The organism is Nonomuraea sp. 3N208, assembly GCF_052245935.1.
Taxonomy (GTDB): Bacteria; Actinomycetota; Actinomycetes; order Streptosporangiales; family Streptosporangiaceae; genus Nonomuraea.
In genome coordinates this window covers 92059-104336 of sequence record NZ_JBQQBR010000031.1, presented here as the reverse complement: position 1 = coordinate 104336, position 12278 = coordinate 92059, and the positions used below count along the sequence as shown (strand labels likewise).

The 12278-nt window shown below is 67.7% G+C and carries 14 protein-coding genes; 5 read left to right on the top strand and 9 right to left on the bottom strand.

Going from position 1 to position 12278, the window contains the following annotated elements; genetic code table 11:
• Window positions 1-13 precede the first annotated feature (13 nt).
• Complete coding sequence (locus ACTWPT_RS39085; RefSeq protein ID WP_443182549.1) at window positions 14-289, top strand: hypothetical protein; 276 nt, start codon at window positions 14-16, stop codon at window positions 287-289.
• Here the strand turns inward: ACTWPT_RS39085 and ACTWPT_RS39080 are convergent.
• The 4 genes from ACTWPT_RS39080 to ACTWPT_RS39065 form a co-directional block, all read right to left on the bottom strand.
• Window positions 273-410 carry a hypothetical protein gene (locus ACTWPT_RS39080; protein ID WP_443182548.1) on the bottom strand — a complete coding sequence of 46 codons (138 nt, stop codon included), beginning with the start codon at window positions 408-410 and terminating at the stop codon, window positions 273-275. The genes ACTWPT_RS39085 and ACTWPT_RS39080 overlap by 17 nt on opposite strands.
• Window positions 411-492: 82 nt before the next feature.
• Window positions 493-1944 (bottom strand): MFS transporter, encoded by a 1452-nt coding sequence (locus ACTWPT_RS39075; RefSeq protein WP_443182547.1) that lies wholly within the window; start codon window positions 1942-1944, stop codon window positions 493-495.
• A gap of 71 nt (window positions 1945-2015) precedes the next feature.
• Window positions 2016-2504 (bottom strand): MarR family winged helix-turn-helix transcriptional regulator, encoded by a 489-nt coding sequence (locus tag ACTWPT_RS39070; RefSeq protein ID WP_443182546.1) that lies wholly within the window; start codon window positions 2502-2504, stop codon window positions 2016-2018.
• 67 nt (window positions 2505-2571) lie between these two features.
• Window positions 2572-3303 (bottom strand): dienelactone hydrolase family protein, encoded by a 732-nt coding sequence (locus tag ACTWPT_RS39065; RefSeq protein WP_443182545.1) that lies wholly within the window; start codon window positions 3301-3303, stop codon window positions 2572-2574.
• Between the two features lie 355 nt (window positions 3304-3658).
• Between ACTWPT_RS39065 and ACTWPT_RS39060 the strand changes: the two genes are divergently transcribed.
• Together ACTWPT_RS39060 and ACTWPT_RS39055 are read left to right on the top strand one after the other, a co-directional pair.
• Entirely contained in the window at window positions 3659-4051 is a 393-nt protein-coding gene (locus ACTWPT_RS39060; RefSeq protein ID WP_443182544.1) for a hypothetical protein, read from the top strand.
• 220 nt (window positions 4052-4271) lie between these two features.
• Window positions 4272-4577, top strand: coding sequence for a DUF3817 domain-containing protein (locus ACTWPT_RS39055; protein WP_443182543.1), 306 nt, complete (start codon window positions 4272-4274; stop codon window positions 4575-4577).
• A gap of 312 nt (window positions 4578-4889) precedes the next feature.
• Here the strand turns inward: ACTWPT_RS39055 and ACTWPT_RS39050 are convergent, their stop codons facing one another.
• Entirely contained in the window at window positions 4890-6776 is a 1887-nt protein-coding gene (locus ACTWPT_RS39050; RefSeq protein ID WP_443182542.1) for an adenylyl cyclase, read from the bottom strand.
• A 221-nt stretch (window positions 6777-6997) separates the two neighbouring features.
• Window positions 6998-7456 (bottom strand): MarR family winged helix-turn-helix transcriptional regulator, encoded by a 459-nt coding sequence (locus ACTWPT_RS39045; protein ID WP_443182541.1) that lies wholly within the window; start codon window positions 7454-7456, stop codon window positions 6998-7000.
• Between the two features lie 62 nt (window positions 7457-7518).
• Here ACTWPT_RS39045 and ACTWPT_RS39040 point away from each other — a divergent pair, with 62 nt between their 5' ends.
• Window positions 7519-8001, top strand: a complete 483-nt coding sequence (locus ACTWPT_RS39040; protein ID WP_443182540.1) for an SgcJ/EcaC family oxidoreductase — start codon at window positions 7519-7521, stop codon at window positions 7999-8001.
• A gap of 72 nt (window positions 8002-8073) precedes the next feature.
• On the opposite strand, the gene ACTWPT_RS39035 is transcribed toward ACTWPT_RS39040, so the two are convergent.
• From ACTWPT_RS39035 to ACTWPT_RS39025, 3 genes are all read right to left on the bottom strand, one after another.
• Complete coding sequence (locus ACTWPT_RS39035) at window positions 8074-8448, bottom strand: chorismate mutase (protein ID WP_443182539.1); 375 nt, start codon at window positions 8446-8448, stop codon at window positions 8074-8076.
• A 281-nt stretch (window positions 8449-8729) separates the two neighbouring features.
• Window positions 8730-9938 carry a sensor histidine kinase gene (locus tag ACTWPT_RS39030; RefSeq protein ID WP_443182538.1) on the bottom strand — a complete coding sequence of 403 codons (1209 nt, stop codon included), beginning with the start codon at window positions 9936-9938 and terminating at the stop codon, window positions 8730-8732.
• A gap of 24 nt (window positions 9939-9962) precedes the next feature.
• Complete coding sequence (locus ACTWPT_RS39025) at window positions 9963-10778, bottom strand: sensor histidine kinase (RefSeq protein ID WP_443182537.1); 816 nt, start codon at window positions 10776-10778, stop codon at window positions 9963-9965.
• 271 nt (window positions 10779-11049) lie between these two features.
• On the opposite strand from ACTWPT_RS39025, the gene ACTWPT_RS39020 reads away from it, so the two are divergent.
• A complete protein-coding gene (locus ACTWPT_RS39020; RefSeq protein ID WP_443182536.1) occupies window positions 11050-12264 on the top strand; it encodes a low temperature requirement protein A in 1215 nt (404 codons plus the stop codon).
• The last annotated feature ends 14 nt before the right edge of the window (window positions 12265-12278 follow it).

Genomic DNA, 12278 nt, shown 5'->3' with positions numbered 1-12278 from the left:
CGGGATGGGGCCGGTGAAACGCACGTTGTCGATGGCGGTGGCGAGGTGGCGGCTGGCCTCGTCCGCCTGCGCGACGAGGTCGGCTCGGGCGCGGACCGGGTACATCACCGAGATCGCCAACACCCACGCCGAGAAGATGGCGCTGAACAGCGCCACCGTTGCGATCGTCATCCGGGCCCTGATCGAGCGGCCGCACACCATGCTCATACTGTGTCACTTACCGGAGAAATCCCAGGTAAAGCGGCACACACGCCCGTGGGGCGCCGATCTCCTCAGTCGCGCGGGATGATCAGGGCGGGCCGGAGTGCGAGGAGCACGCCGAGGGTGGCGTAGCCGAGGAGCAGATGTCCGCCGCCCACCCAGCGAGAGGCGTCCTCGCCGACCAGGATGAACAGCGGCACCGTCACCACGGCCCAGCTCTCCGCGAGCAGCGGCCACCTGCGCGCCTGACCGCCCGGCGGGCCGCAGCGCGCCGGGCGGAATGGCCTCCTGTCAGGAGGTCGCAGAGGTCTCCCTGGCCGCCGCTTTCTCCTGCGTGGGCCCGTCGACGGCGGGCTGGCGCAGGACGGCGAGTGCCACGGCGAACGCCGCGAGCAACAGCCCGGCGGAGATGCCGAACGCCAGCCGGTACCCTCCGGTCAGCGCGGCGGCCTGGCCGGCTCCGGAGGCCAGCAGCTCACCCGTGCGTGAGGCGGCCATCGTGGACAGCACTGCCACGCCGATGGCCATGCCGACCTGCTGGGTGGTGTTGAACAACCCGGACGCCAGACCCGCGTCGCTCTCCCGCGCGCCGGACATGCCCAGCGTGGCCAGCGCCGGAAGCACGAGCCCGCCGCCGGAGATCAGCAGCATCGCAGGGAGCAGATGAGTGACGTAGCCGGCGTTCACCGTGACCTGGATGAGCAGGAGCATGGCCCCGATGAGCAGCGCCAGGCCGGCCATCAGGACGGCGCGGGGGCCGAAGCGGGCACTGAGCCGGGCCGAGACGAACAGCGAGATCGAGCCGATGCCCACGGCGGCGGGGAGCATCGCCAGCCCGGTGTCCAGCGCCCCATACCCCAGGACCCGCTGCATGTAGAGCGCGACGAGGACCTGGAAGGCGAACATCCCCGACAGGGCGAGCATCTGGGCGAGGTTGGCGCCGACCACATTGCGCGACCGCAGGATCCGCAGCGGCATGAGCGGGGCCTTGGCCGTGGCCTGCCGGGCCACGAACGCGGCGAGCAGGGCCAGCGACACCGCGCCGAGGCCGAGGGTGTGGGCGGCGAACCAGCCGTACTCCTCGACCTTGACGACGGTGTAGATGCCCAGCATCAGGCCGGTGGTCACCAGCACAGCCCCGAGGACGTCCGCGCCGGCGGCCAGCCCGATCCCGCGGTCGGCGGGCAGCGCCAGCAGCGCGAGCACGACGGTGATCACGCCGATCGGCACGTTGATGAAGAAGATCCACGGCCAGCTCAGGGCATCGGTGAGCACACCGCCCAGGACTTGGCCGATCGAGGCGCCGGCGGCCCCGGTGAAGCTGAAGATCGCGATGGCCTTGCCCCGTTCGCGCGGGTCGGTGAACAGCGTCACCAGGATGCCCAGGACCACGGCGGAGGCCAGCGCGCTGCCCACGCCCTGCAGGAACCGGGCCGCGATCAGCAGGCCCGGGCCGGTGGCCGCGCCGGCCAGGAGGGAGGCGCCGGCAAAGATCATGTTCCCGGTCAGGAACATCGTCCGACGCCCGATCAGGTCGCCCAACCTGCCCGCCAGGAGCAGTAATCCGCCGAAGGGGATCAGGTAGGCGTTGACCATCCAGCTCAGCTCCGCGCCCGAGAAGCCGAGGTCCTCCTGGATGGCCGGCATCGCCACCGTCACGATGCTTCCGTCCAGGATCGTCATCAGTCCCGTCGCGGACAGCACTCCCAGGGCGGTCCAGCGCGAGTTACGCACGTACGACATGGTCTCTCCCGTCTCAAGTCGACATGAGAGACCGTAGCAGATAGTTCCGTAATAGACGATCCTCTTCGGACCTACTTTCCGCGCTCCCGTGCCCTGCGCGCCTGCTGGGCCCCCTCGGCGGGGGCGGCAAGATGCCCGCTGACCAGGCGATTCAGGGCGCGGACCAGGACCTCGCGCTCGTCCTCGGGCAATGCGGCCAGCGCAGCCCGATGCACGCCGTCCGCGATCTCCTGGCTGCGCCTGGCGATCACCGCGCCTGTGTCCGTGACCGCGATGATGCGCGCGCGGCGGTCGGTGCTGGACGGGCGGCGCTCCGCGTACCCGGCCTTCTCAAGTGCGTCGACCGTCACCACCATCGTGGTCTTGTCCATGTCGCCCAGCTCGGCGAGCTGGATCTGGGTGCGCTCCTCCTCCAGTGCGTGGACCAGCACGCAGTGCATGCGCGGCGTCAGCCCGATCTCGGCGAGCGCCGCCGTCATCTGGGTGCGCAGCACGTGGCTGGTGTGGTCGAGCAGGAAGGACAGGTCTGTTTCTGTGCGCGCGGGAGCCATCGCTGTCATGTCATCAGCCTACCCAAGTCGTCCCAGTGCGGATTATCTGCGATGGAACGATGGGGTGCCGCCCACGTCACCCGTTGGCGACGTACTTGTCGAAGAAGGCGAAGGTGCGCTGCCACGCGTCGTTCGCGGCCGGCTGGACGAGGCCGTGCCGCAGCGGGAACAGCGCGAGTTTCGCGAGGGGGTGGTGGCCGTCGGTCATGAAGGAATGCCCGGCCGCCGAATAGATCTCGACGTCGTGCTCGAGGCCGAGCGCCCTCATATGCTCCACCAGCCGCGTGCCGTGCGCCCGGAAGCCTCGGTCCCGCCCGCCGTAGGAGCCGACGACCGGACACACCCTCCGCAGTTCTTCCTGGTCGCGGGGAACCGCGCCGTAGTTCACCGATGCGGCCCGCACGCCGGGGGGCGTGCTCGCCGCGTAGGCGAGGGCGAACCCACCGCCCATGCAGAATCCGATGACGCCGAGCCGGCTGCCGTCGACGTCATCGCGGTCGGCCAGCCATTGCCGGGTCGCGTCGATGTCGGCGGTCGGCCGCCCCGGCTTACCGGTCGTGAACTGGTGCATGGCCCGCGCCAGGCATGCGATTCTGGTGCCGTGGCTGTACAAGTCAGGCAGGATTGCCGCATATCCATGCTCGGCGAACCGGTCCAGGACATCCAGCATGTCCGGTTCGATGCCGTAGATCTCATGCACGACCACCGCCCCCGGCCATCCGGTCGCAGGTGCGGCCCCCTCCGGCAACGCCACAGTCGCGGCCAGTGAACTGCCGTCCGGCAGCGGAATGCGCACGTGTTGCCTCATCAGCGTCCTTAGCCGACCCGGTTCGAGAACCGTAACGTAACAGACGCCGCGATCAGAGGTCCGCGGCGCCGGGCAGAACGCGGAAGCGCAGCCACCGCATATCCCGCGAGCGTGTGCTGAGGCAGCTCAGCGCCTTGACATGCCGACGGTTGAGTGGATCAATTGCGGACTTGTGCGCATTCCTATAGGAACACTGGTGGTCGCTGTCACGGTCGCAGGGTGCTCGAGCGGCCCCGTCGACGCGTCGCCGCCTGCCGCGCTCGCGCCCCCTTCGCCCACCGCCGCGAGCCCTCGGCCGCCCGCGGCGGCTGTGACTCGTTCGCCGACCCCTTCGTCGCGAGCGACGCTGAGCCCGGTGCCGCTGACCGTCAAGCAGGCGGCCCGGCGTTATCTGGGCATCGTTCGGCCGTACAACATCGCGCTCGAGCGACTCGAGCAGGCGATCAACGGCGGCCAGCCGGTTTCGGCGCTACGCCGCGGAGCAGCGCAGGTCGCGGCCGCGAACAGCACGCAGATCCGGCGCCTGACCGACACCGCCTGGCCCAGGGCGCTGCGCGGGCCGATGAGGCAACTCAAGGCCGAATCGCTCAAGGCGCAACGGCACTGGCTCCTGGCCGCTCGTGCCCGTGCCCGCGGCCCGCTCATCCAGGAGGTGCTGAACGCCGCCCGCTACGACGGGAAGCCGGCGGTGGGAAAGATTCGCACCCTGCTAGACCTGGAGCAGTACGACGAGGACGACTACTCGTGACCGGTGCTGCCGGAAAGTCATCCACTACTGCCACGCCCGCCCCGGAACCGACGTCTGAGGGGCCTGGCGATCACGGCCGGTCGTTCTGCCGGTGTTACCACAGTGCTCTACGCGTCGTAGAGTAAGTGACGTTGCCTCCAGGAGTCCCGACGGCCCTCAGGGCGCGGTGGGCCTGGGAAAGTCGCTGTAAGTCTGGGGAATCAAGGAAAGGTGGCGTGTGGTGGAGCTTCGTCTGTTCCGACTCGTGGCGATCGCTGAGGCGCTGTCGTGGACGGGGCTGCTCGTCGGTATGTTCTTCAAGTACATCGTGGTGGCCGGCGAGCTCGGCGTGAAGATCTTCGGTCCGATCCACGGCGCTCTGTTCCTGCTGTACGTCGCCGCTGTGATCTCCACCGGGCGCGCCCACGGCTGGCGTACCGGGACGATCGTGCTCGGCCTGGCCTGCGGGGTGCCGCCGTTCGCCTCGGTATGGTTCGAGCGGCGCATGTCCCGCCGGGCGGCGGAGGTCGCCCCCGAAGCCGTCTGACCCAGCCCCCGTTCGTACACCGTCGCGATGTACGGCGGCTACCCGCCTGCCGATCCTCCGGCCCGGCACGTCCGGGCCTTCTGTTCCTGATCAGGTGCTCTGACGGACACGGCGCAGGAGGCGGGCGATCAGCGCACTTTCCGCCCTTTACTGTCTCCGCTGCCGCTCTGATCGGACGCCCAGCTGCAGGCAGAGCACGCATCTCGTCAGGCACCGGCGGTGGTGTGACCGTACGGTGCAGGCCGTCGGCGATCGTCACGACAGCGTCCCGGTGGGCCGGGGCGCGGAGACTCCGGCCCACCTGGGCGGGCCCTAAGGGGCCGGGTAGTCCGCGAGGTAAACCGGCACACCGACCTTGGTCGTGTCGGCCGCATCGCCCACGCCGTTGACGACGTGGTCGATCGTTCCGGCGCTGAGGTTGACGGTCATGATGTGGTGCAGCTTGACGCCCGTGGTCTCCGGAACCTCGAAGCCGTTCTCGGTGTGGATCTGCGGGTTGTTCTGGTTGAAGACGTAGACCCCGCCGCCATAGAGGCTGTGCGTCTTCACGCGGTTGCCGACCTTGTAACCGGCCCAGCCCTCGACGTCGCCGTTCATCCAGTCGACCTGGGTCGGCGGGTCGTACGGCAGCTCGTTCTGGTAGAGGATCGTCGTGCCGTCGTCGCCGTTCCAGACGGTGTTGTACTGCTGGAAGTGCTCGACGAACAGGCCGGTCGCGGTCACGTGGTCGCCGTTGATGACGGCGCCGTTGCGGCCGATGTTGGTGTTCCAGCGCTGGGTGTCGGTGAAGCCCTCGACACCGTGGTCGGCGCGCCACACCCAGGCGTGGTCGATGAGCACGTTGTCGCTGTTGACCTCGAGCGCGATGTCGGACTTGCCGACGTGCGGTCCGCCGACCCGGAAGTACACGTCGGACAGGGTCGTGGGGTTGTCCGCCGAACTCCAGCGGTGCCCGTTTTTCTTGCCCACCCTCAGCAGAACCGGCGACTTCTCGAGACCCGCGTCGACGGTCACTCCGGCGACGACGACGCCGGGGACGTCGGCGACGTCGAGCGGGATCGAGCCGTGGGCGGCGGTGAGCGTGGCGTGCCCGAGACCGAGGACGACCGTGTTGGGGCGCTTGATCTCGATGCTCCGCGCGATGTCGTACACGCCGGGTGTGAGCAGCAGGTGCTTGCCGCGCGCGAGCTGGTCGTTGATGGCCTGCACCGAATCCGACGGCTTCGCGATGAAGAAGTCGGTGATCGGCAGCGTGCGGCCCGGCGTCATGCCGTCGGCCCACGAGATGCCCCGCGTGTCCTTCCGGGCGGCGGGCACGCGGACCTTGTACCTGCCCTGCGCGTCGACGTACAGGTAGGGCTTCTCCCGGCTGACGGGAGTGGCGTCGAGGGTCGTGTAGGGCGGACTCGGGAACCCGGCGTCGTCCGGTGCGCCGACGACGCCTGAGAAGACCTGGTTCCACACGCCGTTCGACCAGCCGGCGACCTCGCTGTTGCGGGTCAGCCACTGCTGTTGCGATCCGTTCGTGACGGACGGCAGTTTGGAATCGGCGATGAACCCCCCGCTGGCGTACTGCGGGCCGGCGGTGCAGTAGTCCATCAGCGACAGGTTGCCGCCGCTGACGTTGAGACGGCGCAGGGACACCGCCTGGGAAACGGCCCAGAAGTTCGCCGACGCCCGGCAGCCGTCCTGGCCGGCCGCGTTGACGTTGATCGACAGGTTGGACAGGGTGCGCCAGAAGTTGACGAGCGCGAGGCAGTTGCTGGTGCCGCCGTCCGCCAGGCAGCGGTTGTAGACCTCGACCTTGCCGTTGATGACGACGTCGGTGGGCGAGGCGCCCAGGCCGGCGATCTCGGTGTAGTAGCCGACCTTGATCTGGAGCGGGTGCTCCGTGGTGCCGTACGTGCCGGGCTTGAAGAGGTACGCGTGGCGCGTGGTGCCCATCTCGTTGTCGACCTGGGCGGCGTGGGCCGCGTCGAGGGTCGCCTGGATTTCGCTGACCGGCGTGCTCGGATCGAAGAGGGTGACGTTCGGCCCGAGGTCAGGGGCGCCGGGGGCCGGCGATGCGGCGATGGCGGCCGGTCCCGCCGTCATGACGGCGCTCGCCAGAACGAGACCGAGCGTTAACGCCCGGCCGATCTGCAGGCGGCCGGGGCGCCGCCTCGTGAGACTCCCATCGCCGGGAGGCTGGGTCGTCATACGGTTCGTCCTTTCCGCTGCGTGTGCAGCGCACCATGGACAGTGGACATCGGGGTGGATGAGACCCTTCGACGGGCGGCCGGGACACCACCGGATCGTGAGAGAGCGCTCTCTCGCGGACTAGCGCTTGTATCAAGGCCTGAAAAATGTGTGGGACGTTTCTATCGCGTGGATTGGGCGGATCACAAGTACATGGACCGTTCATGGGGACTCAGAGGATTTCAGTGCAGTGCTGCGACGCGGGCGGTCTGTTCTTCCTGGACCCGCAGGACGGTTTGGAGGAAGTCCACGATGACGGTGAGCTGGTCATCGTTGTAACGGGTCAGGGCGTGGGTGCCCGCCTGACCGACCGGGGCGAATAGTTCCGCCTCTGCCGCCCGGGCGGTTTCGGTCGAGGCGACCAGGACGAGGCGGCGGTTGCCGGGGTCGCGGGTACGTGAGACCAGCCCGGCGCGTTCCAGCCGGTCGATGGCAGTGGTGGTGGCCGCTGGGCTGAGCTTCAGCGCGACGCTGAGCTGTCCGGCGGGCAGTGGGCCGTCGCCCAGCACTATGTCAAGACAGCGCAGGTCGGTGCGGTTGAGGCCGAGCCGCGCGGCGGCGGCCTCGTCGAAGGTGTCGAAGCTTTGCTGCAGCTGCCGCAGGAGCATGGCGATCTCCCGGAGAACCTCATCTTTCGACATTCGAATCTTTCTGATAACGTACTTTTCGTTGGTCGAAACAACCTTACCTTGGAGGCGCCGCCATGAACACCACCGACGACACCCAGATCAAGAACCTGTTCCAGGCATTCATGCAGGCCTGGACCGACAACGACGCCCACGCCTTCGGCGCGCTGTTCACCGACGACTCCGACTACGTCTCCTATGACGGCACCATCGCCCGCGGCCGCCAGCAGCACCAGCACAACCACGACCTGCTCTTCCGCGGCGTGCTGGCCGGCTCGGCCCTGGTCGGCGACCTGGAGTCGATCCGCTACCTCACCCCGGACGTGGCCATCGTCTACGGCACCGCCTCGGTCCTGATGCCCTGGCGGAGCAGACTGCCCAAGCGGCGTCTGTCCCGGCAGACCATCGTCTTGGTCCGCACCCCCGCCGGCTGGAAGATCAGCGCCATCCACAACGGCCGGGTTCGGCCCATCGGCGTCCCCGCACCCGACGCCTTCCCGTCCAAGATGTCCCAACTGATGAGCCGTGTCGCCCGCCGCCTCGGCCTCGGCCGACGCTGAACCCGCCCCCGCATCGGACGTGTACGGTAATGCGCAAATCGCCTGAACGGTCGGCGCCCGCTGAGTCGATAGCTAATCTTCGCGAGCCGCCGACATGCTGTCGGCGATCAACTCGTGGTGGCGAACCACCTCTTCGATGATGAAACCCAGAAACCTTTCCGCGAAAACTGGGTCGAGTTTCGACTCCTCCGCCAGTTGACGCAACCGCCTTATCTGCTGCGTCTCGCGCTCGGGATCCGCCGGTGGTAGCCGGTATTGCGCTTTGAGGCGGCCGACTTCCTTGGTGTGCTTGAATCGCTCTGCAAGAAGGTGGACCAGGGCGGCATCGAGGTTATCAATGCTGTCGCGGAGTCGCTGGAGTTCTTTTCGGGCGAACGCGTCCGGGAGGGACAGATCTTCGGCTGCGGCTTCACCGGATTCCCGAGTCCGCCCATGGAAGTTTTCCATGCAGATATTCCCACTCATCCCCGTCGCGACTCTAAAGGAGGGATCTTACCATAGTATCCAGCAGGCATTATGTGGCCAGTGTGGTCTCGTCGCCCCGACGGCGGACGACCGCCGTCGCTTCGGGCAATTCGCAGCAGTGCGTTCGCCCGGTCCACGTTGGTCGCCGCTGGTCTGGTCATAGTGCACCGGTAATTTCATTCCCCGGTGCTTTCCCTGCGGTGATTGTTCCATGGGGCGCGCGACCAGATGACGCCGCGCATGCCGGCTCCGGGAGTATCCGATCAGTGGACGAGGGGAATGCGGAGGACAAAGCGCGCGCCCCCGTCGGCCGAGTCCTCGACGTGCAGGGTGCCGTGGTGAGCTGACGCGATGTCACGGGCGATGGCCAAGCCCAGGCCGGTGCCTCCGCGGTGACGGCTGCGGGCGGTGTCCAGGCGGACGAAACGCTGGAATATGCGTTCGCGGTCGGCTGGAGAAACTCCTTCCCCGTCGTCGGCCACGGTCAGCTCGGCATGGTCACCGGCGCGGCGCAGGTCCACCTCTACTCTGCGCGTGGCATGACGCCGGGCGTTTTCCAGCAGGTGGGCGAGTAGTCGGACGATATGCGTGGAGGTGCCCTTCACCGTCACCTCGGGGTCGAGGCCGAGTCGTACGTCATGGCTCTCGACCCACCGAGCCGCCTCCGTCCTCACCAATCCCGTCAGATCCACTTCCTCCAGCGTTCTGTCGAAGTCGGCCTCGAGCCTGGACAGAAGGAGCAGATCGGTGATGATGTCCTCCAGCCGATCGAGGTCGTCCGTAAGGTGGTTCAGCAGGTCGGGCAGGTCGATGTCGTCCGGGTGCAGTTGCGCCGCCTCCACTTGCACACGGAGCGCGGCGAGCGGCGTACGCAGCTCGTGTGAGGCGTCGGCGGTGAATTGACGCTGCCGATCCAAGAGCCGCTCCGTATCTGCTTTCGCCTCCCTCACCTGCTGGTCCAGCTTCCGTAGCTCCTTGGTGCGCGTGTCGAGCTGGGCCCTCATCTCCTCCTCGCGCGCGCCCGGTCCGCTCACTCGCGAGCCGTTCCGTTGCCGCTGCCGCTGCCGGATGAACGCGGTCACGTCGTCGGTGCGGTGGACGAAGAGCACCGCCGCTCCGCTCGGGCCGAGCACGGGAAAGTTGATGGTGCTCCAGTACCGTTCCTCGAAGAGGTGCGCGCTGCCCAAGATGGGCGTGCCGTATTTCTGTGGTGCCATCACGTCCGGTTCGCCGGTCGCCCGGACCCGGCGCAGCGAGGCTTCGAGGTTGCGCAGCGCCGTCAGCTTGCGAGGGTCGGCGCGGTCATGGGTGGGCGGGTCGAGGACACGCCGGCCCAGCAGCTCCTCCCGCCTGCGTCCGCAGAGGTCGAGGTAGGCCTGGTTGACGGCCACGATCGTCATATCCAGCATCATGACCAGGCAAGGGCTTGGCACGGCCGCGAACAGGGCGGCGTAGTCGACGTTCTGTCTCATCAGGCTTCCCTTCCAGGCCCAGGCTCATGGATCCATTGCTTCGTGCAGGCACCGCTCGGCCGGAGCAGCTGAGCCTGCGAGGGGAAGCCGCAGGACGAAGCGTGCGCCACCGGTCTCGGACTCCTCGGCGTGCAGGTTGCCGAGGTGGGCCCGGGCGATGTCGCGGGCGATCGCCAGGCCCAGGCCAGTACCGTTGCCATTGAGGCGGCGTGCGGCCGGCAGCCGGGTGAAGCGTTGGAAGATCCGTTCCCGTTCGGATTCCGCGACTCCTCCTCCGTCGTCGGTCACGATCACATCGGCGTGGTCGCCGTCGCGGCTCACCCGCACTTCGACCATGTGCCGCGCATGCCGTTGGGCGTTGTCCAGCAGGTTCGTGAGCACCCGGCCGATCCGGATCGGGATGGCCTCGACGATCACCCCGGGTTCCAGCCGGAGTTGGATCGCGATGCGGTCGACCCTGCGGGCGATTTCGTCGCGAACCAGTTCGGCGAGGTCGACCTGCTGTGGCTTCACGGGCGGGCCGGCCTCCATCTCGGCGAGGATGCGCAGGTCGGTGATGATCGCGTCCAGCCGGTCGACGTCCCTCAACGCTCTGACGAGCAGGTCGCCGAGCTCGGTCTCGTCGGGATACAGGCGGGCCTCTTCCAACCCGGCGCGTAGCCCGGCGACCGCCGTGCGGAGCTCGTGCGAGGCATCGGAAGCGAATCGCCGTTTCTTCTCCAGTTCACGTTCCAGCTCGCGTACCGCCTCGGAGGGTGTCTGCGTGATCATCGCGGTCGGGCCCTCGTCGGCCGGGAGGAGAATCGTGCGGTCGCACAAGGGCGTCAGTCGCGCTGTCACAGCGCACACTCCTTTCGTTCGCATTCTGCGTGGGGTGTCACCTGAAAGCCGCCATGGTGCAGATGCCTTGCCGTCGGGGCGTCCGTCGCCATCCGGCCACCAGCTAAGACAGGACAGGTTCGCGGGTTGTGACGGTTGATCTGTGTATCTTTGTGCTGCGTTGTCACAGGTTTTACCCCTGTGCTGTGCTCCTAGCTAGAGGACGGACTCACGGGGTGACAGGAGCGGGATCTTGCCGGTAGCCAGCAGCAGAAGTCGGATCCGAGTTCGGATGAGCGCGCGTCCCATCGACGAGCCTCACCGCGTTGCGAGCCAGCTCGAGCTCCTGTTCGACCTCACCTTCGTGGTCGCGGTCGCGGCTGTCACCGCCCAGTTAGCACATAGCATCGCCGACGGTCACGCCCTCGCCGGTCTTGTCCCGTTCCTGCAGGTGTTCTTCGCGATCTGGTGGGCGTGGATGAACTTCACCTGGTTCGCCTCCTCCTACGACACCGACGACGTCGCCTACCGGCTGCTGACCATGGTGCAAATGGGCGGCGTACTGGTGCTCGCCGTAGGTGTGCCCGCCGCGGTCGGCCACTCCGATTTCGGCATCGTCACGCTGGGCTACCTCATCATGAGGATCGGACTCGTCGCCCAATGGCTGCGGGCCGGGCTCGAAGACCGCGCGAGCCGTCGCACCGCGCTGCGTTATGCCGCCGGCATCAGCATCGTGCAGGTGGCATGGGTGCTGCGACACTTCCTCGCAGAGACGGGGATCCTGCCCTCATCCGCCCAGGTGCCCCTCTTCGCCTGCCTGGTCGTCCTGGAACTCGCCGTACCCCGGTGGGCGGAGCGGGTCAGGACCACCAACTGGCACCCGCACCACATCGCCGAACGCTACGGCCTGTTCACGATCATCCTGCTCGGCGAGAGCGTCCTCGCCGCGAGCAGAGGAGTCGAAGCAGCGCTCGAAGCAGGCGAGATCAGCAGTCCGTTCGTCGTCATCTCCGTCTCCGGTCTTGTGCTGCTGTTCGCCCACTGGTGGCTCTACTTCCTCGTAGAGGCAGGTGAAGGTCTCAGCGCCCGCCGTCATCGGTCCTACCTGTGGGGGTACGGCCACTACGGCCTCTTCGCGGCCCTCGCGGCCCTCGGCGCCGGGCTCGAAGTCGCGGTCGAGCAGAGCGGGCACGGGGTGGAGACATCACCCCTGGCGATCGGCTATGCCGTTGCCATCCCGGTCGGTTTGTATCTCACCCTGCTTTGGGCGGTACACGCGCTCGTCGTCGAGGAGTCCGTCATCCGTCTCGTTGCGGTTCTGGGCTGCGTCACCGGCATCTTGTTGCTGCCGCTCGCGTCGCCCTGGATCGGAGTGGCCGCCGTGGTCGCAGCGATCGCAGCCATCTGCGTCCTCCTGGTCGTCGTCACGATCGCGACCAAAGCCGACGGGGCCCGCGCCGGAATGCGTCGTCAGGCCCCGGTATTGGAAAGCTCCGGCGAGTCGTAAGGATCGGCCGCCCT